This window comes from Martelella mediterranea DSM 17316, from assembly GCF_002043005.1.
Taxonomy (GTDB): Bacteria; Pseudomonadota; Alphaproteobacteria; order Rhizobiales; family Rhizobiaceae; genus Martelella; species Martelella mediterranea.
This window is the reverse complement of the sequence record NZ_CP020330.1, coordinates 3,324,811-3,341,296: the sequence shown is the minus strand read 5'-3', so window position 1 is coordinate 3,341,296 and position 16,486 is coordinate 3,324,811. Positions and strand designations below refer to the sequence as shown.

The following is a 16,486-nucleotide window of genomic DNA, read 5'->3' as shown; positions in this document are numbered from 1 at the left end:
AGAACGTGGAGGATTGCATGCCCTGGACTGATATCACCCGCCTGCAGCATAACCGTGATCGCCTTCGCTATCCAACCGATTTGACGGATCGTGAGTGGGCTGTAATTGCTCCACTGATACCGCCGGCCAAGCCCGGTGGGCGACCACGGAAAACGAACATGAGGGAGGTGGTGAACGCGATCCTTTATATTGCGGGCAGCGGCAGCCAATGGCGGGCCCTGCCGAAGGATTTTCCTCCGGTCTCCACGGTGCGAGGCTATTTCTATGGATGGCGCGATATCGGCCTTTGGCAGACCATCAACCATCTGCTTGTCTGCGCTACGCGCGAACTGGAGGGGCGCGAGGCCTCGCCCACGGCCGGTGTCATCGACAGCCAGAGTGTCAAGACCACTGAAAGTGGCGGGGTTTCGGGCTGCGACGCCGGCAAGAAGATCAAGGGCCGCAAGCGCCACATTATCACCGATACGCTCGGGCTGATGCTGTTCGCGCATGTCCATGCAGCCGATATCCAGGACCGTGACGGTGCGCCCAGCGTCCTGAAAGCCATCCGCTACCGTTTCCCCTGGTTGCGCCATGTCTTCGCAGACGGTGGTTATGCCGGGCAGAAGTTGCGAAAAGCGCTGCGCGGATGCGGCCAATGGAACCTTGAGATCATCAAGCGCTCCGACACAGCGAAAGGCTTTGAGGTTCTGCCCCGCCGATGGGTGGTTGAGCGCACCTTCGGCTGGTTCGGTCGATGCCGTCGACTGGCCAAAGATTGGGAGAAGTCCATCGCAAGCGCCACAGCATGGGTCAACATCGCAAGCATCAGGGTGATGACAAGGCGGCTCGCACGATATTGTTTCCCGTCATGAACTTTTGAATCCGGCTCTGACCGCATGCGACTATTGCAAACTGTAACCGCGCTAAATCAATCGAATGTAAAGAAAATTCTGCTGCGGTGAGTGTCATGCGTTTCGGGCATCTGGAGTGTCCATTGTATCAAGGGTTTTAGTTTGTCTGACTCCGATGAGCGCGAATTGGAGCGCAGGCATCGACAAATCCTGCGGTTGAGATTGCCCGATGAGCCGGTTGATCAACGGTTCCAGAGCGAACGGGATTGTGTTTTTCGGCTATCCGATGTGCGATGGCCTGACGGGCCTGTCTGTGGCAAATGCGGTGATGGGCGCCCCAGTTGGGTGGAAAGCCGCCGACTGTTCCAATGCAGACGGTGTCGATACCAATATTCAGTTACAGCTGGGACAAACCTGCACAGAACCAGGATTGATTTGCGTCTTTGGTTTCACACCGCAGAGGTGGCGATCCGAAGCTGGTCGTCCCCAATTTCCGTTCGTGCTGTCGCCATCGATCTAGGGGTGCCAGTGGCCACGGCGCACCGAATGCGAAAAATCGTTCTCAAAGATATTTCCCGCGATGGCCGAGGTCTACTCAGCGAGGCGGTCTGCTTGCCTATCGGTCATCTTCCAGACGGTATCGTTGCGGGGAGCCCAGAGCATTTGGAACGGCTTAAGCTCCAGCGAGCAAGACATATCGAGGATATGGAAGAGAATTTTCACTGAATTCGTATGATCGCCAGCTGAGTTAAGTAGAACATTTTTCTGTCGTCCGTTTTCATACCCGGCGGGTATTTTTGTAGGTGTCGATATGAGCTCTGGGGCAGGGCACAGTCTAAGGGAATGCGAAAAATGGATTCGCGTTTCCTTTCATAAGGTATTGAAATTAATGCCTTATTGACTGTCATATGTAAGTGTTGGTACACGGTCTTCACTTCCGTGAACCCGCTCGTCTATATCTGGCCCAGCCGGCGATACGGCAAAAAAAACGCACCGGGAAAACCGGTGCGCATAGAAGTTGGGGCGAGATCGCCCGTCGTATGTTGCCATTATAGAGCTTCAAAAGGAGCCGGGCAAGCGTCGATCTCCCCCGTGATATCAACCGCAATCTGTGCAGCCTGCTGTACGGAATAGGAGGCGCTATGCCTGATTACATTATTGAGCATGATCACTGGAATACCGGACTGGCGAAACTGCCGCCGGCCTCAAATATCAAACTCGGCCCAATCCACGGGGTTCTTCCTTTCGACGGTGTCCGTAACCCGTCAGGACGGAGTGCCTGGTCGCACAAAATTCACCTTCCTTATCGTACGCGCGCCAATAACTGGCGGCCGAAAGTGGGCATCGCGGAAAGTGCTGCCGAGGCGGCCTGCGCCCATCAAGCTCTGGTTTGCCCGGAGCTTTATGACCTCAAGTTCCAGCCGTTCACTGTGAGATACCGCGACGAAGATGGAAAGTCTCGTCATCACACCCTCGACCTTCTGCTGACCTTCTCTAACGGCTACCGGCGGGCTCTTTATGTTCGTCACGAGCATAGCCTCAGCAAGCCTGCGACCGCTCGCCAAATCGACGCCATTGTTGCTGCGACGAGCAAGAGGAAAGCCGATGACGTGTGTGTCGTAAACGCTAGCAACTTCACTCGGCAGCGGCGCGAGAATTTGTTCAGGATGCATCACTTCGTTTTCGACCCGGATCCCGAGGCTGATGAAATCGTACTTGATGTGGCCCGTGATCTGACGACGCTGTGGCTCATGTCGGATCTATTCCCTCATGTGCCTCTCGAAAGGGACCGCGTCTTCCGTTCCTGCTATCGTCTTGTCGCAAAACGGAAACTGTCTGCCAACCTCGATAACGTATTCTGGGAGAATTCGCGTCTGGAGGTCGTAACATGACGCTCACGCCTCAATACACGATGCCCGCCGGAACTGAAATGACCTTACATGGGCGCACGCATCAACTCAGCGCGCGGTCCGTCGGCGGCTATGATGTCGTCGATGTTGAAAGCGGGGAACGGCAGCTAATTCCATTTTCCACTTTCGTCGCAGCATTGAAAGCCCGCGGCACCAAGTTGGTTCCCGGCGTACACCCTTCATCTGCGGATGTACGAGCACGACTTGAGGGGTTTGAAACTGTTGAATCGCTTTCTCAGCGGCAAAGGAAAGTCGCTCAGTTTCATCATGCTCTGTGCAAGGGCATGGAGCATCTACGTGACAGCCTGCAAAAGAAGCACGGGAAACCAGGGTTGGACCTGTCCATCAGGATGTTGGATAAGCCCGCATATCGACGGCAGATCCGAGAAGTCGCCCAATTCTATTTCGACGAGAAAATCCGTCTCCATGTGCCGCGTGGCGGGTGTGGTGCTCATTGGATCATGTACAATGGGCGAACACTTCAGAAGTATTTGAAAATCTACCAGAATCTTCCGCCCGACGTCGACCCGCTGGCAGCACTGGTGTGCCGTGACGACCGTAAGGGCAATCGAGAACTGCGCCTAAATCATGAAGTCTGCGAACTCATAACGCAGGCGTGGGAAAAGGTCGGCCTCGATCTCAAAAAGACCTCTCTGGCCAATGTTCGTGATGACCTGGAAACTCTCATTTCAGAGAAGAACACGCTGAGGCAGAGCAATGAGTTACCGCCGCTGGTGACACCGGCGGCAGCCACCGTGAAAGCGCATTGCGAAAGGCTGGTCAGCCCGACGGCATACGAGGTGGCCACGATGGGCGAGCGCCATGCACGCAATAAGAGAGGGCGCGGCAGCACCGATATTCGAGCACTTATGATCGGCGAATATGTGGAAATCGATGAATGCAAGATTTCGCTCGTCACCACTGCGAAGAAGATCGGTCTTTGGGCGACGCTGTCGTCGGATCACCGTGCTGTTCTCAGAGAAACAGACGAAGAGATCAAAAAGCGATGGCAGCTTCTATATGCGATCGATGTAGCTTCGCGCATGCCATTGGCGTGGGTGATTGCAGAAAACCAGGGTGCCGACGCGACGATGGCACTCCTGCGGATGGCCACGCGTGACAAGAAGAAGGAGGCCCAGCGCTACGGATGCACTGGGGAACCGATGCCGGCCATTGGTCTCGGCAATCTGAAATCCGACAACGGTACCGGACTGAGGAATCAGGAAGTCATCAAGTCACTTGTCGGAGTGGGCGCGACAAGTACGATCGGTCGCACTTACGCATCGACGGATAAGCCGCATGTGGAGCGAATGTTCGGCACGCTGGAATCCACTGTGATGAAGACACTTCATGGGTACACCGGCCGTAAGGCCGGAGAGCTGCCTGGATATGATGCGACGAGTTATGGCGTGCTGAACGTGGAACAGCTCTACGGGATTTTGACGCGATATTTCATCGACGAGTATCCGTCTACCCGGCACTACGGCACAGGCATATGGGGCAGGCGACCGATTGATGTTTTCCATCAGATCAATCGAGATCGTGGTTGTTTCGCGCCAATCGATCCCAACCGCCGGCGTATCCAACTGGGATGGGAAGTAAAGGTCACGCCAACGGATGAAGGTGTGAGGACGTTCTCCGGCATCTGGTTCAGTTCTGATGAGCTTCAGCGTCTCAGGGATGAGCATCGAATCCGTGGAAAAGTGTCAGTGTTCGTCGATCCGGACGATATGAACACCGCGACAGTTGTACTGCCAAAGATCGGAACAGTTGTTGAAGTTTACCTTCAAATCACAGCGTTAGCTGATCTGACGCTGGTTCAAATCCTTGATGTGATGGCCCAATTGCGAAAAGAAAATCAGCAGGCAACTGAAGTTCATGAAGACCGGATCATGCAGGTGCGCAGAGCACGTCATGACCTCATGCAAACGATCGCTGTCGAAAAGGCACTTCCGCGAAGCTATGTGACGATGGAAGAAGCCAACGCAAAGGCGAAAGCGGTAATCGCCGGAGCGAAAATCATCCCGAGCACATCGCGTGACAGGCTTGATCTCGGCGTGGTGCCCGATGCCATCACGGACATCAGCACTGGCAGTTCGGCCAATACCTACAAAATCGAGGGTGCTGACCAGGTCGTTGACGAGACGGCCATCCCAGATGTTTCGACGGCGAAATCGAAAGCTTCGAAATCTGACCACGTCGATACGCCGGAGGAAGCGCAGGTCCCGGTATCAGAACCCGATACGCAGCGGAAGAAGAGATCGGAAAAGCGGAATGGCGGGCTGCTCGGCCGCCCCGATCAAATCAAAGACCTAGAGTGAGATCATGAACACATTCATCGATATGGAAACGGTCAGTATCGCCAATCGGCTGAAAGAGGCACATTATCCGTTTCCGCGAGCGCAGGAACTGCGGACGCAATTCAACAGTTGTCTCGAGGACTATTATGCGAAAGCAATGTCCAGCAAACCATTTGAAGCTAGGGGGCTTCTCGTCACCGGAAAATCGCGAATGGGAAAGTCGCATGAAATCGATCACCTGATCAGGGCGTTCAATGACAGCGCCACACCGATGCCAGACGGTCGTCCGGCTCGGTTTATCCAGCTCCGGCTGTGGGCGCGGAACTCGTTGACGGATCTGGGCAGTTCGACATTGGAAGCGCTCGACTATCCTGCCGCTGGAAAGGATAAGCAAGCTCGTCAGATATGGGAAATGGTCTTCGAACAGGCCAAACGAAACGGCGTCATCGGTATCCATTACGACGAGGCACAGCATGCTTTCACCGATACCGGCGGTGCCAAGAACCGTACCATGCTCGATAACTTCAAGGCATTGATGAAGGAACCTCGCTGGCCAATGATCCTGATCCTGTCCGGGGTAGACGGCCTATCCGAGCATGTTGAAAGGGTTGGGCCAGAAGAGCGCCGGCAACTGAGACATCTGTTGCGGCCAGTCCGTTTTCAACCGATTGATCCCAAGGCTGACCTCAACGAGCTGAATGGACTTGCCTACGCATACGCGAAGAAAGCTGAAATTGACTTTGATCCGCTCTCGAACGCCGATTTCTTTGATCGCCTCTGCCATGCATGTGGTAAGCGTTGGGGACTCGTTATCGAGTTGATCATCGATGCCTTCATCCGATGCAAACGGGCTGGTGAGGCCCAGATTTCACTGGATCACTTTATTGACGCGTTCGCTGAAATGCATGGGACGCCGAGAGATTTTTCGCCGTTTACTGCTCCGGACTACCAGGAACTGTTTGAGCCGGACCGATTGCTTGAGATCCTCAACCAGGAAGACTGACCCAGACAGTCTACTAATATTGAATGCGAGAAGGTCCGCTCTTGGCGGGCCTTTTTTCATGGGGATAATCTGGTGGGCTTTTCAAGGGTGTGCACGTTTATGCTTCATATCTGCATGTTTATGCCCGGGGCTTCATGGATGCTACATAAGTGAATGATATCATATATTAATTTCGGCTGAAATTCCGGAAATTGATTCGGTGTGCATTCTTATGCTTCATTGGCATACAGCCCGAAGACATAGGTAACAGGTTGTACCTAAGACATGGGTGGCAACCTTGTGCCGAACGGGTTGTTGATGGTCTGTAATGTTCCATCGCTCATTCCAAGTGGCACGAAGACCGCGCAGGGGTGGCGATTGAACGGGACGGCTATCGTATCGCTAATCCGAAAACTGCTCCGCCAGGATCCGTTCCGACCATGAGCGGTTCGGGTCGGAGAGCACCTTGGCGCGGGCTTCGGGGTCCTGTTCGATGCGGACATGGAGCACGTGTTTGACCTCGGTGTGATCGGCGAAGGCGTTGACGATCCGCTTTTCCGGCTCCAGCACCGCGATATCGACGACGGCGGTGTTGGGCAGAAGCGCGCCGCGCCAGCGCCGGGGGCGGAAGGCGCTGACTGGGGTGATCGCCAGAAGCGGCGCTTCCAGCGGAATGATCGGTCCGTGGACGGAGAGGTTGTAGGCGGTGGAGCCTGCGGGCGTTGCGACCAATATGCCGTCGCAGGCAAGTTCCGGCAGGCGCACCCTGCCATCGACGCTGACCTGCAGCTTGGCCGCCTGGTGGGACTGGCGAAGCATCGAGACCTCGTTGATCGCCAGCGCGATCGAAGAGGTTCCGTCCGCATTGCGCGTGGTCATGCGCAGCGGCCGCAACTCGTTCATGTCTGCGATCGCCAGACGGCCAAGCAGATCGACGGTCGAATACTCGTTCATCAGAAAGCCCACCGATCCGCGGTTCATGCCGTAGACCGGGGTTTCGGAGTTCATGTATTCGTGCAGCGTCTGCAGCATGAAGCCGTCGCCGCCGAGCGCCACGATGTAATCCGCTTCTTCCGGCGTAACATTGCCATAAAGCTGTGTCAGTTTGGCTAAAGCCACCTCGGCATCTTCGGTTCCGGAGGAGAGAAAGCACAGGGCGGGTGTGGTCTTGGGCATATCGCTTTTCCGTTCGGGTTTGGCGCGGGGGCCAGATCACCCGAGCGGGCCGTGATTTGCAAGCCCCTTGCGCCGCCGATCTTTCCGGCTGCGCCAAAATAGCGATGAAATAGATGATTTTTTCGTTTTACAGCAGGGCCAAATCTGATAGTTGGCATGCCCAATGCCCTTGTAGCTCAGTTGGTAGAGCATCTGATTTGTAATCAGAGGGTCGCGGGTTCGAATCCTGCCGGGGGCACCAAGCCGCTTTCAGGGTGACCGCTAGGGCGTCGAAAACGACACGTCCGGCAGGGAGTCGCCCTGGCGCCATTTTGCCCAAGCCCGGAAAAGCTTGTCAAAATGCCGAGGATATTGCAAGAAGTCGCGCCCGGCCATGACGCCGCGTTTGCGCATGTAACCCAACGGCTTTCAAGCCGATATGAAATGAAGGTATGGATATGCAGGTAACCGAAACGCTCGCCGAAGGGCTGAAGCGCGAAATCAAGATCACAGTTCCTGCGGATGATCTGAAGGCGCGCATGAACGAACGCCTGGCGGATGCCAAGGACAAGGTTCGCATCAACGGCTTCCGTCCGGGCAAGGTGCCGATGTCGCACCTCAAGAAGCTTTACGGCAAGTCGATCATGGCTGAAATCGTCAACGAGACGCTGCAGGAAAAGCCCCAGGCCGTGATCGCCGAACGCGGCGAACGCGCCGCCGGCCAGCCGAAGATCGACATGACCGAGGATGAGGGCGAAGCGAACAAGGTCCTGAACGGCGAGCTCGATTTCGAATTCACCGTATCCTACGAAATTCTGCCGAAGTTCGAACTGCAGCCGACCGACGGCCTGAAGGTCGAGCGCCCGGTCGTCGACATCTCCGATGAGGAAGTCGAGGAGCAGGTCAAGGCGGTTGCCGAGAACGCCCGCGAATACGAAACCAAGAAGGGCAAGGCCGCCGACGGCGACCGCGTCACCATCGACTATGTCGGCAAGATCGACGGCGAAGCCTTTGAAGGCGGCGCCGACACCGATTCGCAGCTCGTGCTCGGCTCCAACCGTTTCATCCCCGGTTTCGAAGAACAGCTCGTCGGCGTCAAGGCTGACGACGAGAAGCAGGTCAAGGTCACCTTCCCGGAAGACTATCCGGCAGCCCATCTCGCCGGCAAGGAAGCCGTGTTCGACGTCACCGTGAAGGAAGTCGCCTCCGCCGGCGAGCTGGAGATCAACGACGCGCTGGCCGAAAAGCTGGGTCTGGAATCCGCCGATCGCCTGCGTGAACTCGTGCGCGAGCAGATCGTCGGCCAGTACAACCAGTTCACCCGCCAGAAGGTCAAGCGTCAGATCCTCGATCAGCTCGATGAACAGTACGCCTTCGAAGCGCCGCAGTCGCTGGTTGAAGCCGAGTTCGAGAACATCTGGCGTCAGGTTCAGGCCGATCTGGAGCGTTCGGGCAAGACCTTCGAGGATGAGGACACCACGGAAGAGGAAGCGCGCGGCGAATACCGCAAGCTTGCCGAACGTCGCGTTCGCCTCGGCCTCGTGCTTTCCGAAATCGGCGAGAAGGCCGGCGTTCAGGTTTCCGATGAGGAAATGCAGCGCGCGCTTTATGACCAGATGCGTCAGTATCCCGGCCAGGAGCAGGAAATCCTGAAGTTCTTCCGCGAAACCCCCGGCGCCCAGGCTTCGCTGCGCGCGCCGATCTTCGAGGAAAAGGTGGTCGACCACCTGCTCGAAGGCATCGACGTCAAGGATGTCACGGTCTCCAAGGAAGAGCTGATGGCGGACGACGACGACGAGGTTGCTGCAGCGACCAAGAAGTCTGACGAGAAGCCTGCCGCCAAGAAGAAGGCCGCCCCGAAGAAGGCCGCAGCCAAGTCCGAAGATGATGCTGCTTCCGAAGAGGCTGAAAAGCCTGCCGCCAAGAAGGCGTCGGCCAAGAAGGCCGCTCCGAAGAAGGCTGCTGCCAAGGCTGATGCCGACGGCGACGAGAAGCCCGCGCCGAAGAAAAAGGCTCCGGCCAAGAAGGCTGCACCGAAGAAGGCCGAGGACAGCGCCGAATAAGCCTGCGGCTTCGTGAATTTAAAACCCGCCCGGTTCGCCCGGGCGGGTTTTTTTGTTAGCGGTGCCCGCCCCATTCTCCCTCGTCATCCTTGTCTGTTGACGTCTGCCGTGAACGCGGCAGTCTGATTGGCGGACGGTGTTTCGTGTCATCCTTGGTCGTTATGCGACCGTGCCCGAGCTGGAAACGCCGCCCGCCTTTCGTCAACCACCCCGAACAGTTGCCGGGGCCGGCGTTGGCGCGCCGAGCCCGTAGGACAAGGATGGGATCATGACCTTGCCACAAAACACGATCGGTTGCGATGTCTCCGGTCGGCGTCTCGATGTTTATCTTCACCCGGCTGCCAGGTCGTGCAGCTTTTCCAACGATTCGGCGGGCATCGCCGCCCTGATCGGCCTTGCGCTCGAACACCGGGCGTTCGTGGTGCTGGAAGCCACCGCCCCGTGGGACCAGCCATTGGTGCGGGCGCTTGAGAAGGCGGAGCTTTCCTTCCATCGCGCCAATCCCCGCCGCGCCCGGGACTTTGCCCGCTCCATCGGCATGCTGGCCAAGACCGATGCGGTGGATGCGCGCATGCTGGCGCTTTACGGCGTCAATCTCGACCTGCCGGCCACCGCCCCGGCTTCGCCCGAACGGCTGAAGCTTCAGGGCCTCAACAGCCGCCGCGACCAGTTGGTCGCGATGCGCAAGGCCGAACGTATCCGCCTGAAGGGCGTCGCCGATCCGGTGGTGACGGAAAGCCTGGAGGCCGTGATCGCCCTGCTCGACGTCCAGATCCGCGCGCTTGAGCGACGCATCGCCAGCGCCATCAAGAACGCCTGCGACCTCGCCCAGGACGCGGCGCTGCTGCGTTCGGCCGCAGGCGTAGGGCCGGTTTGCGCCGCCGTCATCCTTGCCAGCCTGCCCGAACTGGGACGTGTCGATCGGCGCGCGATCGCCGCCCTGGCCGGCGTGGCGCCGATCGCGCGCGAATCCGGCCTCATGCGCGGCAAACGCCATGTCCAGGGTGGGCGAAAGCGGGTGCGCGATGCCCTCTACATGGCCGCCCTTGCCGCGATCAGAACCGGGCGGTGGAAACAGCACTACGACCATCTGCGAAGTCGCGGCAAGGCACCCAAAGCCGCGATCGTCGCCATCGCCAGAAAGCTCCTCGTCGCCCTCAACACAGCCATTCGGGAGCAAAGACCGATCCTCAATGCACAAACAACTTGACAGAAAAGCACACAGTTGCTCGGGCTTGACCCACCGCGGTGTCCGGTTTAGCCACTTGCGTCCACATTTCCCTGGGATTTCGGTTCCTTGATGGTCGTCTCTCCACCCACTGCGTCATCCTCGGGCTTGACCCGAGGATCTAAGCACGTATCAGCACGACCAGCGTTTCGGGCGAAAATCTATTTAAATACACCCTATTCCCAAACGCCAACTCCGCTCGTGTGGAAAGGTGGTTAGATCCTCGGCACAGGGCCGAGGATGACGTCCGTAAAGGGGATAGGCTTGTCCGCAGTCTGCTACGTCGGTTCGTCCGCGCGGTTTTGCGGCTGACGATTTTCAAATTTCGCGACTTTCAGCCTTTCGCAAGCCGTTTGAGCGCGAGCCTTCCGACGGTCAGCGGAATGTCGGCCCGGGCATCATCATCCCGCAGAAACCATATGGCGGAGAGGCCGCACCAGGCAATAATCCAGCGGAGCAGGCGTGTCCGGTCGAGATCGGCGGCCGCTGCGACAATGTCCAGACGGCGGTCGAAGCGGCTCTCATCGCGCGCGATGACGGCGTCCGGGACATCGATATCCGGATTGCAGAAGATATTGGCGAAGTCGAAGGCGCGCTCGCCGTAAAGCCCCTTGGGATCGATTGCGAGAAAGCCGCGTTCGCCGAAATCCAGAATATTGCCTTGGTGCAGGTCGCCGTGAAGCGGGCGAAGATCTTGCGGGTCTTTCAGCAGGCGGCGCGCCTCGTCCGACGCCCGGGCGAGGAATGGGTGTTTGCCGGGCGTCGCCTCCAGCAGCGCCCGGAAATAGCGGTCGAGCGGTGTCAGCGCGGGCAAAGGGGCAGGGCGGTCGGCATGCAGCCGCGCGGCGGTGACGCAGATCTGGCGGCAGGCGCGATCATCCTCGCCGCCAAGCGACAGGGCGGTGAGCGCGACCGCTCCCGTCGCCCGTTCCATCAATATCGCATCGTCGGCTTCGGCGAGGACGCGGGCTGCGCCATCGCCGTTCCACCATTTGAGCAGGGCGGCACCGATGGCTTCCTCCGGATCTGTGAACCGCTTCAGCATCGCCGGCCGGCCGTCGCGAAGAACCGGCAGCAATGCGCCGGTCGCCGTCATGATCGGCGCGCCGTCCGGCGTCAGCCGCCATTCGGCCAGCAGCGCGTCGAACACGACCTAATCCTGCTGCTCGGCGGCCTCCAGCATCGCGATCCTGTTCGAGGCATCGAGGCCGGCGATCTTGTAGGCTTCGGCAAGGGTCGGATAGTTGAAGGTGTTCTCGACGAAATATTCGACCGTGCCTTTGAGGTTCAGCACCGCCTGGCCGATATGGATCAGTTCGGTCGCGCCTTCGCCGACGATATGGACGCCGAGCAGACGGTGGGTCTTCAGCGAGAAGATCATCTTCAGAAGGCCGTTCTGGATGCCCATGATATGGCCGCGCGAGGTTTCGCGGAAGAAGGCGAGGCCGCATTCATAGGCGATGCCGCGTTCCTGGATCTCCTCCTCGGTCATGCCGCAGGTCGACATTTCCGGCACGGCATAGATGCCGTAGGGGAAGAATTGCGGCGGCTCCTCGGCCTCCGCGCCCACGGCGTGGCGGGCGGCGATCCGGCCCTGTTCCATCGAGGTCGAGGCCAGCGCCGGAAACCCGATCACATCGCCGGCGGCGTAGATATGCGGCACATCGGTCTGGAAGGTGATCGGATCGACCTTGATGCGGCCGCGACGATCGGCCTCCAGCCCCACGGACTGCAGGTTCAGCGTGTCGGTCGCGCCCTGGCGGCCGGCGGCAAACAGCACCGATTCGGCCATCAGCACCCGGCCGTTGGAGAGTGTGACGCGCGCCTTGCCGTCGGCGATCTTCTCCACCTTGTCCGCGCCCGCGCCAAACAGGAGCTTGACGTTGCGGTCGCGCAGTTGCGCCGCGAAATTGTCGCGGATCTCGCGGTCGATGAAATCCAGCATGCTGTCGCGCGGCTCGACCACGATCACCTGGGTATCGAGCGCGGAAAAGATCGTCGCATATTCGATGCCGATCACGCCGGCGCCGACGACGATCATCGAACGCGGGATCGCCTTGATGTTGAGCAGCTCGTCGCTGTCCATCACCGTCTGGCCGTCGAAGGGCACGTTCGGCGGGCGATAGGGCCGCGTGCCGACCGAGATCAGCACGGCCTCGGCATGAACCCGCTGGATTTCGCCGCTGTCCTTCTCGATCTCGATCGTATGGGCATCGACGAAATGAGCAAAGCCGCGCACCTGCTCGACGCGGTTGCGCTCGAACTGCCATTCCAGAACGTCGATCTCGTAATCCAGCGTCTTGATCAGGCGGGCCCGCAGGTCGTCGGCGGTGATCTTCTGCTTGACCCGGTAAGAGCGGCCGTAGAAGCCGCGCTCGCGCCAGCCGGTGAGGTTCAGCACGGTTTCGCGCATCGTCTTGGAGGGAATGGTGCCGGTGTGGACCGAGACGCCGCCCACCTGGGAGCCTTTGTCGATGACGAGCGCCGTCTTGCCGAGCTTGGCGGCCTGCACCGCGGCGCGCCGGCCGGCCGGACCGCTGCCGATGACGACCAGATCGTAAGAATTCATGAAATCACCCCGATTTGGTTATTCAAATTCAAAGATATGTGCCGGGAGGCACAATCAACTTGTTCTGCCGCATGTCCGCCGTCGCCGGATGATTCCGCCTGACATGCGAAATGCTTTACGTGAAATGGTCCCCGCGCCGCAACAGCGCGGAGTTTGCGGCGCAATATGGTCCCGCTTCGTGATGTTTTCATTACATACAGCCACAAGCTGCATGCCGAGTCCATGGCCTCAGATGAGCTTTAAGCCCTTGAAGCTGACATAGCCATCCTTGCCGATGATGATGTGGTCATGCACCGTGATGCCGAGCGGCTTGGCGCTGTTGATGATCATATGGGTCATGTCGATATCCGCGCGCGAAGGGGTCGGATCGCCGGAGGGGTGGTTGTGGACCAGTATGATCGCCGTCGCCGACAGTTCCAATGCCCGCTTGATCACCTCCCGCGGATAGACCGGCGTATGGTCGATCGTGCCGATGCCCTGGATTTCGTCAGCGATTAGCTTGTTGCGCTTGTCGAGGAACAGGATGCGGAATTGTTCGCGGGTTTCATGCGCCATGGCCGCGTTGCAATAGTCGATCACCGACGACCACGAACCGAGGATCGGACGGTCTTTCAGCGAGCTTTTGATGCTGCGCTGGGCTAGCGCTGACATCAATTTAAGGTCGAAGGCGACGGTCTCACCGATGCCCGGGACCTCCTGCAGCAGTTCCGCCGGCGCGCCGAACACGCCGCCAAGCGAGCCGAACCGTTCGATCAGCGCCTTGGCGATCGGCTTGGTATCGCGGCGCGGGATCAGCCGGAACAGCAGCAGTTCGAGGATTTCATAATCGGCGAGCGCATTCGCTCCGCTCTCCCGGAAACGGGCGCGCAGCCGGTCGCGATGGCCGAGGACATGGCTTGGCGTCTTGTCACGGATATCGCCGCCCCGGAACGGACGTTCGGGCGGCTGATCGGCGAAGAACGTCCGCTCGTCGGGGCCGTCTTCTTCAAGGCCGGCTGGGTTGCCTTTGGCGGGCGGTTTCTTCATGCGGCTCCTGGAGCGATAGCAGGAAACATCGATTCCAATCCTGACACGGCCTAAAGCGCCGGCGTCAGACCCGGTCGGTCGTAGCCGCCGGGCGACAGCGTGAATACCTCGCAGCCATCGCTGGTGACGCCGACGGTATGCTCGTACTGGGCCGAAAGCGAGCGGTCGCGGGTCACCGCGGTCCAGCCGTCATTCAGCACCTTCACATGGGGCTTGCCGAGGTTGAGCATGGGCTCGATGGTGAAGATCATGCCTTCCTTCAGCTCCGGTCCCTCGTTCTTGCGGCCGTAATGCAGAATATTCGGCGCGTCGTGGAACAGCCGGCCGACGCCGTGGCCGCAGAAATCGCGGACCACCGAGCAGCGCTCGCTTTCGGCATAGGTCTGGATCGCCTCGCCGATGGCACCGGTGCGCGCGCCGGGCTTCACCGCTGCAATGCCGCGCAGCAACGATTCGTAGGTCACTTCCAGCAGCCGTTCGGCCGCCCGCTTCAACTGACCGACCGGATACATCCGGCTCGAATCGCCGTGCCAGCCGTCGAGGATATAGGTGACGTCGACATTGATGATGTCGCCCTCGCGCAGCGGCTTGGCATTGGGCATGCCGTGGCAGACGACATGGTTGATCGAGGTGCAGCTTGAATATTTGTAGCCGCGATAGCCGAGCGTTGCCGGCACCACGCCGTGGTCGAGGCCGTACTGCAGCACGTGGCGGTCGATCTCCTCGGTGGTGACGCCCGGCTTGATCAGGTCGGCGAGGCTATCGAGGCAGCCGGCGGTGATACGGCAGACCTGGCGCATCTTTTCGAAGCCTGCTTCATCATAAAGGCGGATCGTGCCGTCATTCTTCAGCGGCGCTGTTGCCGCATCAGCGTAATTTACCATGGTCATCCTCCGCACCGCCCTGGCGTGTGCGCTTACATGTTATCAACCAATACTGTACCATCTGGCGTGATGCTGTCACGGGATACATTGCATTTTATCGCAAAGGCCTCGACGCCGGCGCGACGCGCGCATTTGAAAGCCTCGGCATAGACCGGGTCAAGATCGGCGGCGATGGCGAAGCGTTCGCAATCGTCGCGCTGGATCAGGTAGACCATCGCCGCCCGTTTTCCAGCCGCGACCATATCCGCAAGCTCGGCCAGATGCCGGGTTCCGCGCGCCGTCGGCGTATCGGGAAATTCCGCGAGACCGGGCGTGCGGATGAAGTGGACATTCTTGACCTCGATGTAAAGGTCGGGCCGGTCATCGGCCGACAGCAGCAGGTCGATCCGGCTCTGGCGGCCATATTTCTGCTCGCGCCGGATCAGGGGATAATCGGCAAAATCATCCACCATCCCTAGGCCGATCGCTTCTTCGGCAAGCCGGTTCGGCAGCCCGGTATTGACGCCGACCACGGTGCCATCGGCCTCGATCAGCTCGAAACGGTGGGGATATTTGCGCTTGCCGTCATCATTGCGCGACAGCCAGATGCGCGAGCCGGGCGTATTGAGCCCGAGCATCGAGCCGGTATTGGGGCAGGAGCCGGTGATCGCCTCGCCGGTTTCCTCCAGAACGGCATCGAACAGGAAGCGCTTGTAGCGCCGGATCAGCGTTGCCGCTATCAAGGGAGGATCGAACTGCATGGGAATGCGTTTTAGCCTTTCAAGTGCCACTTGCAAGGGGTGGGCGCCAACGAGGAGACGAGATCATGGAATGGATAACGGGCGGATGCCTTTGCGGCAGGGTGCGGATAGCGGTCTCGGGAGGGCCCTATCGGGTCGGCGTGTGCCATTGCCTCGATTGCCGCAAGCATCACGGCGCGCCGTTCCAGGCGGCCGCGATCTTCCCCGAGACCGCCGTCAGCATTGCGGGCGAGGCGAGCTGCTTCGAAGACCGGTATTTCTGCCCGACCTGCGGTTCGCCGGTCTATGCCGTGAGCGGCGACGAAATCGAGATCAATCTCGGCACATTCGATCAGCCTGACCGCTTCAAGCCGACCTATGAACTTTGGACAATCCGACGCGAATCCTGGCTTCCGCCGCTGCCGGTCGCCCATCGCTACGAGCATGACCGGGAAGGCGAGGGGCGGACGGAAGACTGACCTGCTTGCACCCGGCCGCCAAACCGGGCAGATTTGCCGACGACTGATTTGCGCCGCCGCGGCGCCGGGAGAGATGCGATGAAATTCGGCCGGATGATCTTGAGTGTAACCCTTGTGGCGGCGGCCTCGCTTCTTGCCGCCTGCTCCACCACCTGCGGCGAGCCGGACGTCTGCGATACCGGCACGGCGGCCTATCCGCAGTTTACTGATGAAGAGGTCGCGACCATGACGACCAAGCTCGACGGACTGGCCGGCATTCCCGCCCCACAATAATCCTCCAAAGCCTCCGTTCTGGCCCCTTGCTGTGGCAAGGATGAAACAGAGTATTAGGATTTCTG

General features: G+C 59.3%; 15 protein-coding genes and 1 tRNA gene. 10 read left to right on the top strand and 6 right to left on the bottom strand.

Going from position 1 to position 16,486, the window contains the following annotated elements:
- Positions 1-17 precede the first annotated feature (17 nt).
- The 5 genes from Mame_RS15590 (at position 18) to Mame_RS15570 (ending at position 6,046) form a co-directional block, all read left to right on the top strand.
- The gene (locus Mame_RS15590; protein ID WP_026173651.1) at positions 18-854 is read left to right on the top strand and encodes an IS5 family transposase; all 837 of its coding nucleotides are present in this window, start codon (positions 18-20) and stop codon (positions 852-854) included.
- A 90-nt stretch (positions 855-944) separates the two neighbouring features.
- A complete protein-coding gene (locus Mame_RS27690) occupies positions 945-1,559 on the top strand; it encodes a transposase (RefSeq protein WP_079920850.1) in 615 nt (204 codons plus the stop codon).
- A gap of 416 nt (positions 1,560-1,975) precedes the next feature.
- A complete protein-coding gene (locus tag Mame_RS15580; RefSeq protein ID WP_018067825.1) occupies positions 1,976-2,725 on the top strand; it encodes a hypothetical protein in 750 nt (249 codons plus the stop codon).
- Positions 2,722-5,064 (top strand): DDE-type integrase/transposase/recombinase, encoded by a 2,343-nt coding sequence (locus Mame_RS15575; RefSeq protein WP_018067826.1) that lies wholly within the window; start codon positions 2,722-2,724, stop codon positions 5,062-5,064. The genes Mame_RS15580 and Mame_RS15575 overlap by 4 nt, the downstream gene beginning before the upstream one ends.
- Before the next feature lie 4 nt (positions 5,065-5,068).
- Positions 5,069-6,046, top strand: coding sequence for an AAA family ATPase (locus tag Mame_RS15570; protein ID WP_018067827.1), 978 nt, complete (start codon positions 5,069-5,071; stop codon positions 6,044-6,046).
- 381 nt (positions 6,047-6,427) lie between these two features.
- Here Mame_RS15570 and Mame_RS15565 read toward each other — a convergent pair whose 3' ends face one another.
- On the bottom strand, positions 6,428-7,201 hold the full coding sequence (locus Mame_RS15565; RefSeq protein WP_018067828.1) for an NAD kinase: 774 nt from the start codon (positions 7,199-7,201) through the stop codon (positions 6,428-6,430).
- A 165-nt stretch (positions 7,202-7,366) separates the two neighbouring features.
- Here Mame_RS15565 and Mame_RS15560 point away from each other — a divergent pair.
- The 3 genes from Mame_RS15560 (at position 7,367) to Mame_RS15550 (ending at position 10,453) form a co-directional block, all read left to right on the top strand.
- Positions 7,367-7,442 (top strand) — tRNA-Thr (locus Mame_RS15560).
- A 196-nt stretch (positions 7,443-7,638) separates the two neighbouring features.
- Positions 7,639-9,243, top strand: coding sequence for a trigger factor (gene tig / locus Mame_RS15555; RefSeq protein WP_026173998.1), 1,605 nt, complete (start codon positions 7,639-7,641; stop codon positions 9,241-9,243).
- Between the two features lie 268 nt (positions 9,244-9,511).
- The gene (locus Mame_RS15550) at positions 9,512-10,453 is read left to right on the top strand and encodes an IS110 family RNA-guided transposase (RefSeq protein WP_079920848.1); all 942 of its coding nucleotides are present in this window, start codon (positions 9,512-9,514) and stop codon (positions 10,451-10,453) included.
- Positions 10,454-10,805: 352 nt separating this feature from the next.
- On the opposite strand, the gene Mame_RS15545 is transcribed toward Mame_RS15550, so the two are convergent.
- The 5 genes from Mame_RS15545 to sfsA all read right to left on the bottom strand — a co-directional run bounded on the left by Mame_RS15545 (position 10,806) and on the right by sfsA (position 15,690).
- Complete coding sequence (locus Mame_RS15545; RefSeq protein ID WP_018065952.1) at positions 10,806-11,621, bottom strand: aminoglycoside phosphotransferase family protein; 816 nt, start codon at positions 11,619-11,621, stop codon at positions 10,806-10,808.
- Between the two features lie 3 nt (positions 11,622-11,624).
- Positions 11,625-13,040, bottom strand: coding sequence for a Si-specific NAD(P)(+) transhydrogenase (gene sthA / locus Mame_RS15540; RefSeq protein WP_018065953.1), 1,416 nt, complete (start codon positions 13,038-13,040; stop codon positions 11,625-11,627).
- A 228-nt stretch (positions 13,041-13,268) separates the two neighbouring features.
- Positions 13,269-14,066, bottom strand: coding sequence for a RadC family protein (radC, locus tag Mame_RS15535; protein ID WP_018065954.1), 798 nt, complete (start codon positions 14,064-14,066; stop codon positions 13,269-13,271).
- Positions 14,067-14,116: 50 nt separating this feature from the next.
- On the bottom strand, positions 14,117-14,950 hold the full coding sequence (map, locus tag Mame_RS15530; protein WP_018065955.1) for a type I methionyl aminopeptidase: 834 nt from the start codon (positions 14,948-14,950) through the stop codon (positions 14,117-14,119).
- 32 nt (positions 14,951-14,982) lie between these two features.
- Positions 14,983-15,690: a DNA/RNA nuclease SfsA gene (gene sfsA / locus Mame_RS15525; RefSeq protein ID WP_018065956.1), complete on the bottom strand. Its 708-nt coding sequence runs from the start codon at positions 15,688-15,690 to the stop codon at positions 14,983-14,985.
- A 65-nt stretch (positions 15,691-15,755) separates the two neighbouring features.
- Between sfsA and Mame_RS15520 the strand changes: the two genes are divergently transcribed.
- Together Mame_RS15520 and Mame_RS15515 are read left to right on the top strand one after the other, a co-directional pair.
- Positions 15,756-16,148: a GFA family protein gene (locus tag Mame_RS15520; protein WP_026173667.1), complete on the top strand. Its 393-nt coding sequence runs from the start codon at positions 15,756-15,758 to the stop codon at positions 16,146-16,148.
- A gap of 78 nt (positions 16,149-16,226) precedes the next feature.
- Positions 16,227-16,421: a hypothetical protein gene (locus tag Mame_RS15515; protein ID WP_018065958.1), complete on the top strand. Its 195-nt coding sequence runs from the start codon at positions 16,227-16,229 to the stop codon at positions 16,419-16,421.
- Positions 16,422-16,486: the final 65 nt, after the last annotated feature.